This window comes from Flavobacterium seoulense, from assembly GCF_000695795.1.
GTDB lineage: Bacteria > Bacteroidota > Bacteroidia > Flavobacteriales > Flavobacteriaceae > Flavobacterium > Flavobacterium seoulense.
This window is the reverse complement of sequence record NZ_JNCA01000011.1, coordinates 51,354-69,549: the sequence shown is the minus strand read 5'-3', so window position 1 is coordinate 69,549 and position 18,196 is coordinate 51,354. Positions and strand designations below refer to the sequence as shown.

Below are 18,196 nucleotides of genomic sequence, written 5' to 3'. Positions count from 1 at the left end.
CGCAGTTGTTCTCAGCAACTGCTTTTTTTTGGATTTTAGTTCACTTTTACTATTTTGTCATATTCATTAAAATTTAAGTTTGTGATATAATTAATTTGCTTTAAAACACTTTCAAGCGAAGCATTTTTCTCAATAAATACCGTCACCGGATTTTTTAAAACTGATTTATTTTCGAATTGAAATTGCACACCATATTTGTATTCTAAAACAGTAATTACTTGTTGTAAAGCGGCTTCGTTTAAAGCAATATCAGTAGTGTACCAATTCACTAATAAGGATTTATCAACAGACATACGGCTTAATTTTCCGCCAGAAAACAAAGCTTGCTGATTAGGAACCAAATCAACACTTTGATCTTTTGTAGTGACATTTACTTTTCCGGTTATCACAATTACCTCGCATTTTGATTTTGATAACTGAATATGAAATGAAGTTCCTAAAACCTTCGTTTTAATTTCTCCAGATTTGATAATAAATGGATGCTTTTTGTCTTTAGCTACTTCAAAAAAAGCATTTCCTTTTAAAAGGGTTACTTTTCGTTCTTCGGCTAAAAATTTTTCCGGATATTGAAATAATGAGTTGGCTGCCAGATAAATTTTCGAACCATCACTTAATTGGATAGATTTGGGAACATCCAATGTTTGAAATGTTAATTGCTTTTCTGAAACAATCGCCAGTTTATAGAAAAATCCTAAACCAACAAGAAAAAGAATACTGGCAGCGGCCATATATTTTAAATAAGGAAATGATTGCTTTTTTGAACCTATCCTAAATTGAATATTTTTATAAATAGTATTAGAAACTTCGTCAGCATTTCCCATCAATTCAGTATTCCAACTAGATTTTTGATATTCGTTTAACGAAAAATTTTCTAATAATTTCTCTTCAGCGTCTGATGCTTTATTCTGAACACTTTTGTCAATAAGACGTTCTAAACTATGTTTAATTCTTTTTATCATATTACTTCTTAATTACCTATAAGTACCGGAATCAAGAAATCGTACTATCCAAAAATGTTAGGAAACCGTTAAGCAAAAGTTATCTTAAAAATTTCGATGCAAAACAATAAAAGAGCTAGCCACGCCAAGTCTTTTAAGCCTTCGCGCAATTGTTTTAATCCGGTAGAAATTTGGTTTTTTACCGTTTGTTTAGATACTTCGAGTTCATCGGCAATTTGGTCAATGCTCATGTCCTGCATTTTGTACATCAATAAAACTTCTTTGCGTTTTTCAGGAAGTTTATCTAATAAGGAATAAAGCGAATCTAATAATTCAGGTTCAATAGTCGTAAAATGATCCATTACATAATCTTCAAACTTATCTTCTAAAATGGTTTTATCAAACCTGTTATTTTGATAATGTTTAAAAACCTGATTTTTTACTGCTCTAAATAAATAGGCTTCTATCGAAAGGATTTTCACATCGCTTTTTCGTTCCCATAAATCAACAAAAACATCCTGAACAATGTTCTGTGCCAAGTCGTTATCCTGAGTCATCGTATATGAAAAAGCAGTTAACTTTTTCCAATATTGGGTATACGTTTTTTCGAAAATTTCAGGATTATTCATCGTTTAATGTAGTGGTATTTACTGATGCAAAGTACTAAATCACACTGCTTTTATTTTTTCCTGAAGATTATCTTTAAATTAATAAATCAATGTATTTGCTGTATTTGTACTACTTTTTAAAAGGAAAAATTACAATCCTTTAGTAATTTATTTTTCTTTAGTTAACACAAAAATCTGATACCAACTTTAATTTAGTAAACTCAAAAAAAGATAAAAAATCATTTATCTTATTCCCTATCTTTATTAATTCCTATATTTTCAAATTATGAAACAAATTCTGTTTACATTTCTAATTTCGTCTGCTTTTATTTGTACTTCGAATGCACAAAATGAGCAATTAAAAATAAATCAATTACAAGTTATTGGTTCCCACAACAGTTACCGCCAGGCTATGGAAGCTGATTTGTATAATGCTATTCAGGCAAAAGACACTTCGCGCTCTTTAAAAGGTTTGCAATACACACACATTAGTATCACTGAACAATTGAATAAAGGTTTACGTAATCTTGAAATTGATGTACAGGCTGATGCTAAAGGTGGTAAATTTGCTCATCCAAAAGGATTAGATATTGTAAAATCGAAAGCAACTTATGATCCTAACGGCGAAATGAAGAAACCAGGTTTTAAGGTTTTTCACATGATTGATATCGATTTTAGAACTTCATGCTACACACTTCAAAATTGTCTGGCTGAATTAAAAAATTGGTCTGATGCCAATCCCGATCACACACCTGTTTTTATTACTTTAGAACCAAAAGATGATGATAGTTTCCTTGGAACAAAATCAGAAAAATTCACAGCCGAATTATTTGATGCTTTAGACAATGAACTTCGCAAAGGTTTAGGCGATAAACTAATCACACCCGATATGGTTCGTGGGAAATACAAAACACTGGAAGAAGCAGTTCTCAATAACAATTGGCCTACGGTTGAAAAAGCGAAAGGTAAATTCTTATTTATTTTGGATAATAATGGAGCTAAAAGAGATTTATATGCTTTAAATCATCCATCGTTAAAAGGACGTGCAGCTTTCATTAATGCCGAGCCAGGAAAACCCGAAGCTGCAACTTTATTCAGAAATAATCCTGAAGACAACACAATTACTGACTTAGTAAAAAAAGGCTATATAATAAGAACCAGAGCTGATGCTGATACTAAAGAAGCCCGAAATAATGATTATTCACATTTCGAAGCGGCAAAAAAATCGGGAGCACAAGTGATTACTACTGATTATTATTTACCAAGTACATTATTTAAATCGAGCTATCAGGTTAAATATGATGACGGAACTTATGTAAGACCAAATCCTGTGAATGCTAAAAAATAGAATTCTACTGGTTTCATTCTAAAAAATCTTCCTATTCTTATTGAGAATGGGAAGCTTTTTTTATTAATGTATTTTAAGCTTCGGACTTCAAAAATTCCATAAACCAATTTCTTAGTCGCTTTTTGGTTTTGCAGTTTTCCCCGAACTGTTTAAACACTTACTTTAAAATCACAACCTGATTTATATTGGTTACAGCCATAAGCAATATTTTTTTACTAATATAAAACATTCACTCTTACAAATCCAGTGAAATTGTAACTGACGAAGAATATAATGCAGTGAAAAACAATAAAAAATACCCATTCATAATGAGTTGCTATTTTTGTTTAATAAGTTTCTTTATAACTAAAAACACACCTGGCTAACCCTATTGCTTAGATTTTCTGATAATTTCTTTTCGATGCAATTTTCCCCACTTAATCATTTCTTCGATAACAGGACCAAAAGATTTACAATAAGGTGTAGATTCATATTTTACCGGTATTTCGGCATCCCTATTTTCAGTTCTTCTAATAAGCATATTCATTTCCATATCTTTAAGCTCTCTGGAAAGCATGCGTGTTGTTATCCCCGGAATACTACGTTCTATTTCTCTGAAACGATGATTTCCATTGCAGATAGAATTAATAATGGGTAATCGCCATTTACCTCCCAAAACATGTAAGGTGTCCTGCAAAGCCTGCACTTCTTCTTTCTGATTTCTTTCCATCTTGCTAAAAATTAGTTTGGTATACTCTATTATACTGGTTACAAAGTTATACCATTTTGGTTTTAAATTTGTCTCATAATTTAAAAACATATAAAAAATGGACAATTTAAAAAATAAGATTGCAGTAATTACAGGAGGAAACAGCGGCATTGGTTATGCTACTGCCAAACAATTAAAAGAACAGGGTGCTCGGGTTATTATTACCGGAAGAAGAAAAGAAGCTATTGAAAAAGCTGCATTGGAATTAGGTGTCACAGCAATTATAGCAGATCAGTCGAGTGTTACTGATATTGAGAAGCTGGTTACTAAAGTAAAAGCCGATTTCGGTACAGTAGATATTCTTTTTATCAATGCCGGAATTGCCGGATTAGGAACAATAGAACAAACTACAGAATAATTATTCGACAGTATAATGAATGTCAATTTTAAAGGTGCTTACTTCACTTTAAGCAAATTTATTCCTATTTTAAAAGACGGTGCTTCGGTGGTATTTCTTTCCTCTAATACAGCCAGTATGCCAGGTCCGGGGTCTTCTGTGTATTCTTCGAGTAAAACAGCTTTAAATTCTGTTATGAAATCGGCTGCGGTAGAATTAGCACCTAGAAAAATCAGAGTCAATTCAGTGAGTCCGGGACCAACAGAAACCGAAGTAATGAAAAAAGTTGGTCTGGACGAGGACACTGTAAAAAGTATCATGAATGTAGTCGTCGATAAAGTTCCGCTAAAACAAATAGGGAAAGCAGAAGATGTTGCCAAAATGGTTTCGTATTTAAGTAGTGATGCTGCTGGATTTATTACAGGTGCCGATTTTATTATGGATGGTGGAATGGTTTTAGCATAAATATTTCAAAAATCAATCACAAAAACGCAATGATTACAAAGTTCACAAAGTTAGTAAGCTTCGTAATTTTTGCGTTTTTTACAAAATTGCTAAAAAGCTTTGCGCAATTTGTGGTTAAATTTTAAATCTTAAAGAACGGCATCTTTCAAAATTCCATAAACCAATTCCTTCGTCGCTTTTTGGTTTTGTAGTTTTTCCCGAACTATTTCAAAAGTAACTTTAAAATCACAACCTGATTTGTATTGGCTACAGCCATAAGCGGTATTGCCCTTAATAATAGTTCCTTGTTGGCATTTTGGACAAGCTAATTCATCTGATGTTGGCGCTGTTGTTACTTTCGGAGTAGTTTTTTTAGGTTCCAATACCAATTTGAAATTTTCATCAAAACGAAGCAAACCTTCCACTGTTTCATCATTAACTTTAAAGTCTTTTAAATTAACCGTAGAACCTTTTTGAAGCAATCGCAAATATTGATTTTCGGATATTTTTTTCTCTGCAAAAGTAAAAGGCAAAACAAAATCACAACCTGATTTATATCCACTACAGCCATAAGCCGATTTTCCTTTTATCAATGTGCCGTTTTTACATTTCGGACAAGTTTCAGCAGCAATTCCGGCTGATTTCTTTTTCTCAACAGCCATTTCTTCTTTTTGAACACTTCCGACATGCGAAATATTAGCACGAGTGGTTTCACTTCGAACTTCATATACCAGCGAATCAACCATTCGTTTCATATTATTGATAAATGCTGCAGCGGTAAAAGTTCCTTTCTCAATATCTTTCAATTGTTTTTCCCAGGAACCAGTCAATTCCGCCGATTTTAATAAATCATTCTGAATAATATCAATCAACTGAATTCCTGTTGGCGTAGGCAAAACCTGTTTTTTATTTCGAACAATATATTGACGTTTAAAAAGCGTTTCTATAATATTTGCCCGTGTAGATGGTCGTCCAATACCGTTTTCTTTCATCAATTCGCGTAAATCCTCATCATCAACTTGTTTTCCTGCGGTTTCCATCGCCCGCAGCAAAGAAGCTTCGGTAAATTGATTAGGCGCTTTAGTTTCTTTTTCTAAAAATGAAGGTTCGTGTGGTCCTTTTTCGCCTACTGTAAAACTCGGTAATAAATCAGGTTCCTTTTCTTTTGCATTTGGATCTTCAAAAACAACCCGAAAACCTTTCTTCAGAATTTCTTTTCCGGTAGCTTTAAAAGTCACATCGGCAGCTTTACCAATTACTGTTGTATTAGCAACCAAGCAATCATCATAAAAAACAGCAATAAAACGCTTTACAATAATATCATACACCTGTTGCTGATTGTATGGCAGATTATTCTGAATTCCAGTTGGAATTATTGCATGGTGATCGGTTACTTTTTTATCATTAAAAACCTTAGGCGACTTTTTAATCTTCTTTCCTAAAAGCGGTTCGGTCAACGTACTATAATTAGTCAGTTTTTGAAGAATTCCGGGTACTTTAGGATAAATATCGCTTGGTAAAAAAGTAGTATCAACTCTGGGATAGGTTACTACTTTTTGTTCGTATAATGTTTGAACTATTTTAAGCGTTTCATCTGCCGAGAATCCAAATTTGGTATTGCAATACACCTGTAAACCTGTTAAATCGAAAAGCTTTGGAGCGTATTCATTTCCATTCTTTTTTTCGACAGCAATAATTTCAAAATCACTTTCTTTGACTTTATTCGCTACAAGTTCTCCATCTTCTTTTTTCAGAAAACGACCTTCTTCATAACTAAAAAGAGTTTCTCTATACATCGTTTGCAACTCCCAATATGGCTGTGGTTTGAAATTTTCAATTTCTTTAAAACGATCCACAACCATGGCTAATGTTGGCGTTTGCACACGTCCAATAGACAAAACCTGTTTATAACCACCGTGTTTTACGGTGTACAAACGAGTAGCATTCATACCCAAAAGCCAGTCGCCAATGGCTCTTGAAAAACCGGCATAAAATAAATTATCGTAATTAGTAGCTGGTTTTAAGTTTTCAAAACCTTCTTTAATAGCTTCGGTAGTCAAAGAAGAAATCCACAGTCGTTGTACTTCTCCTTTATAATTAGCCTCATTCATTACCCAGCGCTGAATAAGTTCTCCCTCCTGCCCGGCATCCCCGCAATTGATGACCAATTCAGCTTTGTCAAACAAACTTTTTACAATTTTAAACTGCTTTTGGATTCCTGAATTTTCGACAACTTTAGTTTCGAATTTTTCAGGAAGCATGGGCAAATTATTCAAATCCCAGCTTTTCCAATACGGGCGGTAATCATTAGGTTCTTTTAAAGTACATAAGTGTCCAAAGGTATAAGTTACCGCATAACCATTGCCTTCATAATAGCCATCATGCTTAGTATTAGCACCTAAAACGGCTGCTATCTCACGTGCTACACTTGGCTTTTCGGCAATACAAACCTTCATTTTATCCTCTTTATTTAAGACCGCAAATTAGGAATTTCAAAATTGGAAATAAAGAGAAATCATCAGGAGTTATGAACTAAAAACAAAGCCGTTTCAAAAGGAGTATTGAAACGGCTTTGCTAATCTTCACTTATTATATTCTAATTCAAAGAAACTGATTGAGGACCAAATTCTTCATAGAAAATATTGGATTTATCGATATTAAAACCAACTAATGATTCATAATGAGCTTTGATAAAAGGTGCTGGACCACATAAATAATAATGGGCATTTTCCAGCAAAATAGCTTCTTTACATTTTTCTAAATCAACTCTTCCTTTTATTATTCCATTACTCGAATTTTCCTCTAAATCTTCATTGAAAACATAGCTTTCCAGCCAGTCTGATTCTTCTTCGATAGTTGCTACAACTTCTTTAAAAGCATGAACTGATGCATTACGGAAACCATGAATCCAAATAGTCTTATTTTTATTTGTTTTTTGATTAGTTTCTAACATACTCAACAACGGAGTCACTCCCACTCCGCCACTTATCAACACTATTGGAGCATCATTATCCTGTAATGAAAAATTCCCTGCAGGAGCTGATACGTTTACGGTATCTCCTTCTTTCATTTGGTGTAAAGTATTCGAAACCAATCCGTCTGGCTGAGTTGCTAAAGCCGTTTCTTTTTTAACCGATATTCGATAATAATTTGGATGAAAAGCACTAGAAAGACTGTACTGTCTTGGCTGTAATAATCCTAACTGTTCAACAAAAACCTGAATGCTTAAATATTGTCCGGCAGTGTAATTAGCAATTTCTTTTCCGTCTGTTGGATACAAATAAAATGATTTTATTTCTTCTGATTCGGTTACTATTTCTTTAATTGTAAAATTTCTCCAACCGTTCCAGGCTCCTGTTTTTTCTGTATTTTTAAGGTAGAATTCAGCTTCGATGTTAATCATTATTTCTGCCAATTCATTGTAAGCAGCTGTCCAGGCTTCAACTAATTCAGCGGTAGCAACATCGCCTAAAACTTCCTGAATTGACGCAATTAAATGTCTTCCAACTATATCATAATCCTGAGCCTGAATATTTAAACTTACGTGTTTATTTCCAATTCCCTTTAGCACATTAATTAACACTGACGGATTATCAATATGCTCTGCATAAGCCAAAACTGCTCCGGCCAATGCATGTTTTTGTTTACCATTTGCCTGATTTCCCATATTAAAAACCGATTTTAATTCGGGATGGTGCTGAAACATTCTTTTATAAAAATAATCCGTTAAGATTTCGCCTGAAGATTGCAAAATAGGTATTGTAGCTTTGATTAATTTTTTCTGATTATCAGTCATAATATTTTAGTTTTTAATTTCTCACAAAGCTAAAATGTGAGCCAATCCTACTTTATGATTTGAATCATAAAACCATAGAAAACTTGATAAAATTATTTTGAACGCTATGATATTGCACAAAAAAGTAGTTTTAATAACTATATTTACATTCAACAGACTCTGAATTTTATATAGATTCTAATAAAAATATAGAATAATATGTCAAGTACTTTTGCTGATAAAGTGATTGATTTCAATCGAAAATTACAGTATTCATATCAACTTCCTAAAGGTTTTCAAGTTCTAAATCCTTATTTAGACAATCCTGAAACCATGCTGGTAATGGAGCAATTTTACCATAAATATTATCATGATTCGCAGACAAGAAAGTTTATTATTGGTATTAATCCCAGTCGCCACGGAGCCGGAGTAACTGGTATTCCATTTACAGATACTAAAAGATTAGAAAGCGTTTGCGGTATCAAAATGGAATCGGCGCATACTCATGAAATTTCTTCTGTTTTTATGTATGATATGATTGCTGAATATGGAGGAACTCAACATTTTTACAAAGATTTTTATATTAATTCTCCGTTCCCGCTGGCTATTATTCGACAAAATAAAGAAGGAAAATGGCTGAATGCTAATTATTATGATGATTCTGCTCTTTTTGAAACAGTGAAAAAATTCATGATTCTTTCTTTAAAAAATCATATTAGTTTAGGATTAGATACTTCGGAAGTTTTTGTGCTTGGGAAGAAAAATGCAACTTTTATCCAAAAACTCAATAAAGAGGAAAAATTATTCGATAAGATAACAGTTCTTGAACATCCGCGTTATATTCAACAATACAAATCCAAAGAGAAACAATTATACATTGACAAATATATCTTAGCCTTAAATTCACAATAAAAAAGAATAAATTCCCATTTCTTTCCAGAATCTTAGAATAATTTTACAGCGTGAAAATATTAGTAATTGAAGACGAAAAACTGCTACAAAGCAGCATTAAAGAATCATTAGAAAAAGAAAACTTTCTGGTAACAACTGCATCTAATTATCAGTCGGCCATAGAAAAGGTTTTTGACTATGATTACGACTGCATTTTATTAGATATCATGCTGCCTAACGGAAGTGGTTTAGATATATTAAAGGAATTAAAAAAAGAAGGAAAAAGCGAAAATATTATCATTATTTCGGCTAAAGATTCATTAGACGATAAACTAAAAGGACTGGAATTAGGCGCCGATGATTATCTTACTAAACCATTTCATCTGGCAGAACTCAATGCACGTATTAAAGCCGTACTTCGCCGAAAGAATTTAAACGGAAAAAACCTTATTGAATGTGCTAATATCATTTTAGATTTAAACGAAAGGCAATTTTTTGTTAATCAAAAAAACATTCCGCTTAATCGTAAAGAATTTGATATGCTTAATTATTTTCTATTCAATAAAAACCGATTAATTACTAAAACAGGTTTAGCAGAACACGTATGGGGAGACCATTCTGATCAAGCTGACAATTTAGATTTTGTATATTATCAAATCAAAAATTTGCGTAAAAAACTGCAGGAATCTCAGGCAGAAATTGAAATAGAATCCATCTATGGAATTGGCTATAAACTTATTGAAAAATGAAGCTACTCAATCAATCTTTAAAACATCTTTCTATTTACATATTGATTATTGTTACGGTGTGGGCAGCCTTATTTTATGTAAATATGTTTAATGAAATAAAGAGCAGCACTGATGAAGATCTGGAAAACTACAAGCGTTTAATTATTCGAAATGCACAAACAGATCCTTCTATTTTAACCAAAAGTAATTTTGATGCCAGTTTTTTTACCATTCGAAAAATAAACAAGCAAATTGCCCTTTCGGCAAAAGATCAATATACTGATACCGTAATTTTTATGCAGGATGCTGATGATAAGCAACCTGAACCCGAACCGGTAAGAATGCTAACTACCACTTTTGAAATTAATGGAAATTATTACCAATTGAAAGTGGCTAATTCTATTGTTGAAGAAGATGACCTTATTGATGAATTATTTTGGGATGTAGTATGGCTCTACGCCATTCTTATTGCAAGCATTATTTTAGTTAATAATATGGTTCTTAAAAAATTATGGAAACCTTTTTATGATTTTCTAAATCAGTTAAAAAGCTATCATTTGGGCGCTACTCAAAAACTACCCGAAGTAAAGTCGGACACCAAAGAATTTCAGGATTTACAAAAAGCAGTAAATACCTTATTACAACATAGCAATCTTGCATTCGAACAGCAAAAAGAATTTATAGGCAATGCTTCGCACGAATTACAAACTCCGCTCGCTATTGCTATTAGTAAACTCGAATTGTTATTAGAAAAAAGCAATTTAGAACAGGAACAACTAGAAAAAATTGCCGAAGTTTTTCAAATTATAGAACGTTTAGTGCTTCTTAACAAATCGTTATTGTTACTTTCTAAAATAGATAATAAACAGTTTTTTGACAACCAAAACGTGCAAATCAATCCGATAGTTCTACAAATGGTTAATGAACTGGAAGACATTAGTTCTTTTAAAGAAATTAAAATTAGCATTATTGAAAAAGAAACTTTGAATGTAAATATTGACGCAACTCTTGCCAATATTATTATTTCCAATTTACTTAAAAACGCAATTTTTCATAATATAAAAAATGGAAGTATCGAAATAGAAATTACTAAGAATACATTCAAAATTTTCAATACCGGAAAAGATGAAATGCTTCAGTCAGAAAAAATATTCAATCGCTTTCAAAAATCTGATTCGAAAACAAATGGTACAGGCCTTGGATTAGCTATTGTAAAAGCCATTACTGATTTGTACAATTTTCCTATTTATTATCATTTTAACAATGGAAAACATAGTTTTGAAATCCATTTCTCTTCAAAAAAGTTTTAAACTTCTAAAAATTCCCTATTCTTTCCCAATTTAGGTAGTTGCTTTGCTGTATAAACTTAAATTTTATACACATGAAAAAGCAAATTTTAACCTTAGCAGCAATAAGTATGTTTAGTATTTCTATGGCTCAGGATATTCCTTCAAGCCAGGTTCCATCAGTAATTTTAAATCAATTCAACAAAAATTTCCCAAAAGCTACTGATGTAGAATGGGAAATAAAAGGTAATCTATACAATGTAGATTTTGAAACAGGATGGAATGTAGATCACGAAGTTTGGTACAATGCTGAAGGAAAAATGACAAAACACAAAGAAGACATTAGCCTAAAAGAATTACCTAAAGCCGTACACAATAAAATCAAAACTAATTTTAAAGGCTATACCATCGACGATTTAAAACGTATTACTGATAATGGAAAAGTAGTTTATAAAATGGAACTTAATTCATTATTAAATCAGGATTGGGATGTAATAATAGACGCTAATGGAACTATTTTAAGTAAAATTGCCGACTAAAATTTCGAAAAAATGCTAAGAACTTCATTATTTCTTTTTTTGGGAATTTTATTTTATTGTAATGGTTTTGCCCAGATAGCACCTCCGGGACTGGGCGAGACCAATACTGCTGGCTGGTTTGCTTTTGGTATCAAACAAAAACTCAATAAAAAAGAAACTCTACAATCTACAAGCTTTGCCGGATTAGGCACAATCAGTAATCCAGACAATGCTAATTTATTTCAAAAACCATCTATTTATGTTGTAACCGAAGAAATAACACATCATTTTAAACCCAACTGGAAATATTCGTTAGCAGCAAGTTATCGCTGGCAAAATAAATACAAAACAGCTGCTCCTTATGAATTAGATAATCCAAAAGCAAGACAGGAAATTCGGTTTTACGGTAAATTTACTTATCTTAAATCCTTCGAAAAAATGGCTTATTCTTTTACCTATCGACCAGAACTTCGGTTTTTTTATAATCCTGATTTCAGTTTGCCTGAAGAAACAACAGAGTTTCGCTCCCGCTTAAAAGCCCAAATAGCTTTTACTGTCAATTCCTTAAAAACACACAAAATAATTGCTGCAACCGAAGCCTTATTTGCAACTAACAAAACTGAACAATGGGACAAATTAAAGTACAAAGAAAGCAGGTTGAGCTTGTATTATTCGATTGCAATACCCAAACAAAAAATAACTTTAAACATGGGATACATGAATAACATTCTGGGGAAAAAATTCTCTAAATGTGTTCATTACATCGCTTTTGATGTAGTATTGAAAAATCCTTTTAGCAAAAAATAAAATTGCTGTTAAATAACAAAGCCGTTTCAAGATTAGCATTGAAACGGCTTTGTTATTTTTACTATCGAAAAATTATTCCATAAATTCCCAATTGAATTGATTAACAGCATTACATTCTATTGTTTCTATAATTTTTTCCTGACGCAGTTTTTTACCAAAATCAGAATATTTCCAGAAAAAATCAGCATCAGCAGGAAACGGAATTTTCAAATTTAAAATGGAAGCGTTTTCTATATTTTCTTTCAAATACAACTTAAACAAAATACCGTAAACATAATTGACAACGTCAAAGGCTGTAAACTGAAGTTTAAAATCAGCACGTACTTCTTCGTCATTTGCAAAACAAACAGCGCCATTTTCAAATTCATCTGCAACAAATGGAATTTGGATGATCTTTTCTAATGTTTCAAAAACTGTTGCTTTCATTCGCTTTTGAGTGAAAAATCAATAATATTCTCCGTCTACATAATACCAAATACCATCTTCCTGAACAAAAGTAGAAAACTCATGATGAATATGCTGTTGTTTATTTTGATCTAAATAATAGGCTTTAAACTCTACTGTAGTTGGCGTAGTTTTTAATACTTCTAATTTTTGCCAATTATTAGAAGTTGCCCATAATAATATATTTTCTTTAGAGTATAAATGCCTTTGCGAAACATGAGTTGTGGCTACTAAATAATCAACCTGATGTGTGGCATAAGCACTATATCGGGAACGCATTAAAGCTTCGGCTGTTGGTGCTTTTTCCATTCCTTTGATGTAAGGTTCACAGCAATCTTTAAATAATTTTTGAGAATTACAATAACAATTCATAATCAATTAAATAGATCCGTTTAGCGCAACAATTTTTTGATGCAATTGATTCAATAACACCTGATATTTACTGATTTCGATTAAATCCTCATCTTCATCACTGGTGTCTAACATATCGTCTAATTGTTCGCTTACATCTACTAATTTATTATTAGCATCTTTAGCATTTTTAGCCGCGATTAAATCAATAATTTCCTGAACTTCAGATTTTAATAAGGCATATTTATCGTTTTCCATTTCTAGTTTCTTTTAATTATTGTTTTCTTTATTGTTCTCGTTAAACTTTTTTACTATTTCTTTTAGTTTTTCTTTTCTAAGCATTTCGGCTTGTTTGGCTTTGGCCTGTGTTTTATGCAACTTATCATTATGCTTTTTTATATTCTTTTCATTATTTCTTCCCATGCAATTTTATTTTAGTTTGACATAAACACATCGAATTTATAAAAACAAAAAATCTGATGTTATAGCCTGCAAAGGCTATCATTTTTAAATCGAAAATTCAAATTGTAGCTTTTTATTTTCGATTTAAAATTTCAAACAAAAAGATTGCTTATTATCTATAAAAAACAATAACCTAACTTTCTTTTTTTTAAATATTTTACATAGATTTGGAATAATTACTTTTGATTTAATCAAATCTTTATTAATTTATGTGTGGATAATTTAAAAAAAGAACGGTTTTCAACTTTACAATAATAATGAAATTAAAACAGTCAACAACAAACCGACACAATTGGTTTATTATCAAATCTAAGCTGACCGGAATCTTAGTTTTTTTATTTTTTTGTATCATATTTTCGCTCATTATTTTTCAACAATATGAACTTTCAAGAAAGGCAAAGCGTGACACTATGCATGCTAAACTACAAGCCATTCATAAAAGTATTGATCAATCTTTAAAGAATTATTATGTTGATGCATTGACATTAGCAATGACTATTAATGACAAAGGTATTCCTGAAAATTTTGAAACCGTTTGCCAACAAATTTTAAATTCAAATCCTAATATTGACGCAGTACAACTGGTTCCTGACGGAATTATACAATATACCTATCCCGAAAAAGGAAACGAAGCTGCCAAAGGGATCGATATTTTAAACAATAAAAAATATCGTTTTGAAGCAATGAAAGCAATTGAAACACGCAAAATGTATTTTGCTGGTCCATTTGAGTTAAAACAAGGAGGATTAGGTATTTTAGGTCGTGTAGCGATTTATAAAGACAATAAATTTTGGGGATTTTCGGCAATTATTATAAAGCTCAACACTTTGATAAAAAAACCTGAAATCGAAAAAATGAATACCTCAAAATACCATTTTTTATTTTCTAAAATCAATCCTGTCAGTAAAAGAGAAGATTTCTTTTTGAATGCAGATGAAGAATTTAATCCTGAAAATACAGTAAGTTCTATTATCCCCGATGGTGACTGGAAATTATATTTGGTAGATAAAAACCCAAATGAATTATTATTTACAACTGTAATTCGTTGCGTTTTAGCTTTATTTCTGGCTTCTTTAATTGGATTTTTAACCTATTCTTTCTTTAAAAAACCAGCCGAATTAAAAATATTGCTTCGTAAACAATCGGATAAACTTTTAAAAAACGAAATCAAATTCAAAAGCATTTTTGATCAGGCTGCAGTAGGAATTACCTATGTTGATTCGAATACAGGAAAATTTTCGGATGTTAATAAACGCTTTTGTCAATTAATAGGATACAGTTCAGAAGAATTAAAATCGATGGATTTAAAATCAATCACACATCCTGATGATATCGAAAAATCGTTGCTTTCACTAGAAAAACTTTATAAAGATGAAATCGAAGAATTTAGTCTGGAAAAAAGGTACATTAGCAAATCTGGCAAAACAATATGGGTTAATATTACTGTTTCTCCATTATGGAAAAAAGGCGAAAAACCTACTAATCACATTGTAATTATTGAAGATATTTCGAAGAGAAAAAAAGCCGACAAAATTATTCTTGCTTCTCGAAAAAGAATCGAATCACTTATTAATACTGTTGACGGAATTGTATGGGAATGTGACGCTAAAACTTTAGAATTTAATTTTGTTAGTAAAAAAGTCGAAGATATTTTAGGCTATACTTCTGAAGAATGGATTAATACTCCTAATTTTTGGGTAAACCATATTTTTTATAAAGACAAGGAAAATGCGCTACAATATTGCGTTGAACAAACTAACCAACTTAAAAATCATGATTTTGAATATCGAATGGTTGCCAAAGATGGTTCGGTAGTTTGGGTTAGAGATATTGTAAATGTAATTACTGATAATAATGAAGCTAAAAGTTTAAGAGGAATTATCATTGATATTACTAAAACTAAAGAAATTGAAAAAGAGCTCAATAATTCGTTCAATTTAGTAAGCGAACAAAATAAAAGGTTACTGAATTTTTCTTATATTGTTTCGCATAATTTAAGATCGCACACCAGTAATATTTCATCTATTGTTGATTTAATTGAAACCTCAGAATCTGAAGAAGAAAAAGAGGAAATGATACAATTATTAAAATCAGTTTCTGATTCATTAAATGAAACCATGCTTAACCTTAACGAAATTGTAAGTATTCAAACCAATGTAGATATAGTAACCGAAAACTTAAATTTAAAACAATATTTAGATAATACTTTAACACTGCTTGCTGATCAGATTGAATTAAAAGGAATTAATGTTGTTTCATCGATTGATGCAGCTGTAGAAGTCAATTATAATCCGGCTTATCTGGAAAGTATTTTATATAATCTTATTTCGAATGCTATTCGATACAGCCATCAGGAAAAACATCCTATTATAACTATTGATTCTTATATCGAAAACAAAAAAACAGTACTTCAGATATCTGATAACGGAATAGGAATCGATTTGAATAAAAACGGTCATAAAATATTTGGAATGTATAAAAAATTCAGTACACACAAGGATTCAAAAGGCATTGGATTATTTATTACTAAAAACCAAATTGATGCAATGGGCGGCAGTATAACTGTAGAAAGTGAACCCAATTTAGGAACAACTTTTAAAGTATATATATCATGACAGGAAAAACAATCTGGGTAATAGATGATGATCCTATTTATCAAATTATAATGAAAAAAATTATCCTTAAATCGGATATTTTTTCTTCTAATACTTCTTTCCATAATGGTAAAGAAGCTATTGATATGTTAAAGAAAATCATTTTGGATAATGGTAGTTTTCCTGATATTATTTTGCTTGATATAGAAATGCCAGTCCTTGACGGATGGGGATTTATGGAAGAAATAATGCTTTTAAAATCTCAAATTTATACTAATATTCAAATTTATATTTCGAGCTCTTCAATTGCAATTGAAGACAAGGAACGAGCTAAAAATAATCCTTGCATTTCAGGATATATGTGCAAACCTGTAACTTTAAATGATTTGACTAAAATTGCTAATTAAGAACACTTTTTAGCAACCTCCATTTTTATTGATTCCAAAGTTGCATTGGTATTAATCAAATCATCAATAATTAAAGAGCGTAAAAGCGCAATATCATCACATTCAAAATGTTTAGCCCAGGAAGTTAACTGAAGTAAATTGCGAACTTGTTTAATTCTCTTAGTCGTTTCCAGACTATTACGAAGCACTGCTTTTTGATTATAATCAGGATTTAATTTATGCTGATAATTCACGGTGTTTTTAGCATAATCCATTTCTAAATAGTACAATTTTTCGGTAGTATTGTCAGGATAAAAACAATCCCATTTAGCAAAACCTATTTTGTATTTAGAAGCTGTTTCAGGCTGCATAGCTATTAATCGCCATTTGCTGTTGGCCAATCGTCCCCAATGATTAGAAACACGATACATTCCTTCCTGAGTGTAATAATAGCTACTTCCAGCCTTGCTTTCAAACTGGACTTTTAATCCTTCCAGAGCTTTTGGAAGCACTTCATGAAAAACACAAAAGGTATTTTTGAAAGAATTAGGATGTGGCTTAAAGTTTTTCTTCATGAGCGCAAAGATACTTAGAAAGCATAAAACAGCCTAAGCCAACAATAATTGATTAACTTTGCCGCAGAATTTTAAATAAAATACCATGACCAAAGCTTCAGAAGAAAAGATGTTACAAAAAGGAGTATTTACCGGAATTATTGAAAAAGATGAGGATAACAACTTTTTTTGTGGCGAATATCTATTAGATTATAAAATGGTTCAGGCAAAACATGCTGTTGGTGACTGGGTAACAATAAAATCAGTGATCGAAAATCCAAGTGATATAAGCTATAAAAAGTATCCTAAAAAGTCTAAAAACTTTGATAAAGCTAATAACAAGCCCGAATAATAATTATTGTAAATCAATAGATTAGGTTTGAAAAATCTTTTTTTGCTTTTTTTAAGCTTATAAACTGAAAACTTAAAAAAAAGTGTACCTTTGCAAAAAATTGTCAATTTCGAATCTAAAAACATTAGTTTCAAGCTAACAGACAAGTAGTTACATTAAATTTATGAAAAAAATAGTTGAATACCGCAAGCTCTTAAATGTTGATAAAACTGTACAGTTAAAAGAGTTAAAAACCATTTATCGTAATGCGATGAAAGAATCTCACCCTGATAAATTTCAAGGAGATGAGGCTGGTTTAAAAGCTGCTGAAGAGAACAGTAAAAAGATTATTGAAGCTTACCATTTCCTTGTAAGTATTAATCCTGAAACTATTAAAGCTAACTTACCTGAGTACAATGAAACTATTGCTACTGCAACTATCTCTGATTACAAATTTCAGGAAGGCAGATTAATTGTAGATTTTTCTAATGGTAGCGTTTACGAATACATCAGTGTTCCTAAAGCAACTTATGTAAAAATGGTAAATGCTGATTCTCCTGCACGATTTGCTAAAAGACATATCTTCAATGCATTTCCTTACAGAAAAGTAACAAACCAAGATTAATTAGATTAATCTAACATTATA

At 31.3% G+C, this 18,196-nt stretch carries 20 protein-coding genes and 1 pseudogene; 11 read left to right on the top strand and 10 right to left on the bottom strand.

All coding sequences use genetic code 11. The features are described from left to right. Nucleotides 1-35 precede the first annotated feature (35 nt). Nucleotides 36-959 carry a FecR family protein gene (locus FEM21_RS06025; RefSeq protein WP_035658878.1) on the bottom strand — a complete coding sequence of 308 codons (924 nt, stop codon included), beginning with the start codon at nt 957-959 and terminating at the stop codon, nt 36-38. Between the two features lie 68 nt (nt 960-1,027). Next, entirely contained in the window at nt 1,028-1,567 is a 540-nt protein-coding gene (locus FEM21_RS06020) for an RNA polymerase sigma-70 factor (protein WP_035658876.1), read from the bottom strand. A 265-nt stretch (nt 1,568-1,832) separates the two neighbouring features. Here FEM21_RS06020 and FEM21_RS06015 point away from each other — a divergent pair, with 265 nt between their 5' ends. Beyond that, nucleotides 1,833-2,894 (top strand): phosphatidylinositol-specific phospholipase C1-like protein, encoded by a 1,062-nt coding sequence (locus tag FEM21_RS06015; protein ID WP_035658875.1) that lies wholly within the window; start codon nt 1,833-1,835, stop codon nt 2,892-2,894. Between the two features lie 367 nt (nt 2,895-3,261). Here FEM21_RS06015 and FEM21_RS06010 read toward each other — a convergent pair whose 3' ends face one another. Then, nucleotides 3,262-3,603, bottom strand: coding sequence for a winged helix-turn-helix transcriptional regulator (locus tag FEM21_RS06010; protein WP_035658987.1), 342 nt, complete (start codon nt 3,601-3,603; stop codon nt 3,262-3,264). A gap of 97 nt (nt 3,604-3,700) precedes the next feature. On the opposite strand from FEM21_RS06010, the pseudogene FEM21_RS06005 reads away from it, so the two are divergent. Next, nucleotides 3,701-4,444 (top strand): annotated as a pseudogene (locus FEM21_RS06005) (SDR family oxidoreductase). Between the two features lie 128 nt (nt 4,445-4,572). Here FEM21_RS06005 and FEM21_RS06000 read toward each other — a convergent pair. Next, nucleotides 4,573-6,879, bottom strand: a complete 2,307-nt coding sequence (locus FEM21_RS06000; RefSeq protein ID WP_035658874.1) for a DNA topoisomerase 3 — start codon at nt 6,877-6,879, stop codon at nt 4,573-4,575. 140 nt (nt 6,880-7,019) lie between these two features. Beyond that, entirely contained in the window at nt 7,020-8,219 is a 1,200-nt protein-coding gene (gene hmpA, locus FEM21_RS05995) for an NO-inducible flavohemoprotein (RefSeq protein ID WP_035658873.1), read from the bottom strand. Between the two features lie 198 nt (nt 8,220-8,417). Between hmpA and FEM21_RS05990 the strand changes: the two genes are divergently transcribed. The 5 genes from FEM21_RS05990 (at nt 8,418) to FEM21_RS05970 (ending at nt 12,428) form a co-directional block, all read left to right on the top strand. Then, nucleotides 8,418-9,110, top strand: coding sequence for an SMUG2 DNA glycosylase family protein (locus FEM21_RS05990; RefSeq protein ID WP_035658872.1), 693 nt, complete (start codon nt 8,418-8,420; stop codon nt 9,108-9,110). A gap of 50 nt (nt 9,111-9,160) precedes the next feature. Further along, entirely contained in the window at nt 9,161-9,838 is a 678-nt protein-coding gene (locus FEM21_RS05985; protein WP_035658871.1) for a response regulator transcription factor, read from the top strand. After that, entirely contained in the window at nt 9,835-11,127 is a 1,293-nt protein-coding gene (locus FEM21_RS05980) for a sensor histidine kinase (RefSeq protein ID WP_035658870.1), read from the top strand. The genes FEM21_RS05985 and FEM21_RS05980 overlap by 4 nt, the downstream gene beginning before the upstream one ends. A 71-nt stretch (nt 11,128-11,198) precedes the next feature. Continuing rightward, the gene (locus FEM21_RS05975; RefSeq protein WP_035658869.1) at nt 11,199-11,642 is read left to right on the top strand and encodes a PepSY-like domain-containing protein; all 444 of its coding nucleotides are present in this window, start codon (nt 11,199-11,201) and stop codon (nt 11,640-11,642) included. A gap of 12 nt (nt 11,643-11,654) precedes the next feature. Continuing rightward, nucleotides 11,655-12,428, top strand: a complete 774-nt coding sequence (locus FEM21_RS05970) for a DUF2490 domain-containing protein (RefSeq protein WP_035658867.1) — start codon at nt 11,655-11,657, stop codon at nt 12,426-12,428. A gap of 72 nt (nt 12,429-12,500) precedes the next feature. On the opposite strand, the gene FEM21_RS05965 is transcribed toward FEM21_RS05970, so the two are convergent. The 4 genes from FEM21_RS05965 to FEM21_RS16600 all read right to left on the bottom strand — a co-directional run bounded on the left by FEM21_RS05965 (nt 12,501) and on the right by FEM21_RS16600 (nt 13,646). Continuing rightward, the gene (locus FEM21_RS05965) at nt 12,501-12,854 is read right to left on the bottom strand and encodes a type ISP restriction/modification enzyme (RefSeq protein ID WP_035658865.1); all 354 of its coding nucleotides are present in this window, start codon (nt 12,852-12,854) and stop codon (nt 12,501-12,503) included. A gap of 18 nt (nt 12,855-12,872) precedes the next feature. Continuing rightward, entirely contained in the window at nt 12,873-13,181 is a 309-nt protein-coding gene (locus FEM21_RS05960) for a YchJ family protein (protein WP_236353540.1), read from the bottom strand. 69 nt (nt 13,182-13,250) lie between these two features. Continuing rightward, entirely contained in the window at nt 13,251-13,481 is a 231-nt protein-coding gene (locus FEM21_RS05955; RefSeq protein WP_035658862.1) for a hypothetical protein, read from the bottom strand. A 12-nt stretch (nt 13,482-13,493) separates the two neighbouring features. Then, nucleotides 13,494-13,646: a hypothetical protein gene (locus tag FEM21_RS16600; RefSeq protein WP_201448275.1), complete on the bottom strand. Its 153-nt coding sequence runs from the start codon at nt 13,644-13,646 to the stop codon at nt 13,494-13,496. 449 nt (nt 13,647-14,095) lie between these two features. Here FEM21_RS16600 and FEM21_RS05950 point away from each other — a divergent pair, with 449 nt between their 5' ends. Continuing rightward, on the top strand, nt 14,096-16,300 hold the full coding sequence (locus FEM21_RS05950) for a sensor histidine kinase (RefSeq protein ID WP_160171307.1): 2,205 nt from the start codon (nt 14,096-14,098) through the stop codon (nt 16,298-16,300). Beyond that, entirely contained in the window at nt 16,297-16,686 is a 390-nt protein-coding gene (locus FEM21_RS05945; RefSeq protein ID WP_035658861.1) for a response regulator, read from the top strand. Before FEM21_RS05950 ends, FEM21_RS05945 begins: the two co-directional genes overlap by 4 nt. On the opposite strand, the gene FEM21_RS05940 is transcribed toward FEM21_RS05945, so the two are convergent. Beyond that, entirely contained in the window at nt 16,683-17,240 is a 558-nt protein-coding gene (locus FEM21_RS05940; RefSeq protein WP_035658860.1) for a hypothetical protein, read from the bottom strand. The two genes, FEM21_RS05945 and FEM21_RS05940, sit on opposite strands and share 4 nt — an antisense overlap. Nucleotides 17,241-17,325: 85 nt before the next feature. Here FEM21_RS05940 and FEM21_RS05935 point away from each other — a divergent pair, with 85 nt between their 5' ends. Both FEM21_RS05935 and FEM21_RS05930 read left to right on the top strand, forming a co-directional pair. Continuing rightward, the gene (locus FEM21_RS05935) at nt 17,326-17,571 is read left to right on the top strand and encodes a hypothetical protein (protein WP_035658859.1); all 246 of its coding nucleotides are present in this window, start codon (nt 17,326-17,328) and stop codon (nt 17,569-17,571) included. A gap of 163 nt (nt 17,572-17,734) precedes the next feature. Then, entirely contained in the window at nt 17,735-18,175 is a 441-nt protein-coding gene (locus FEM21_RS05930; protein WP_035658857.1) for a KTSC domain-containing protein, read from the top strand. Nucleotides 18,176-18,196: the final 21 nt, after the last annotated feature.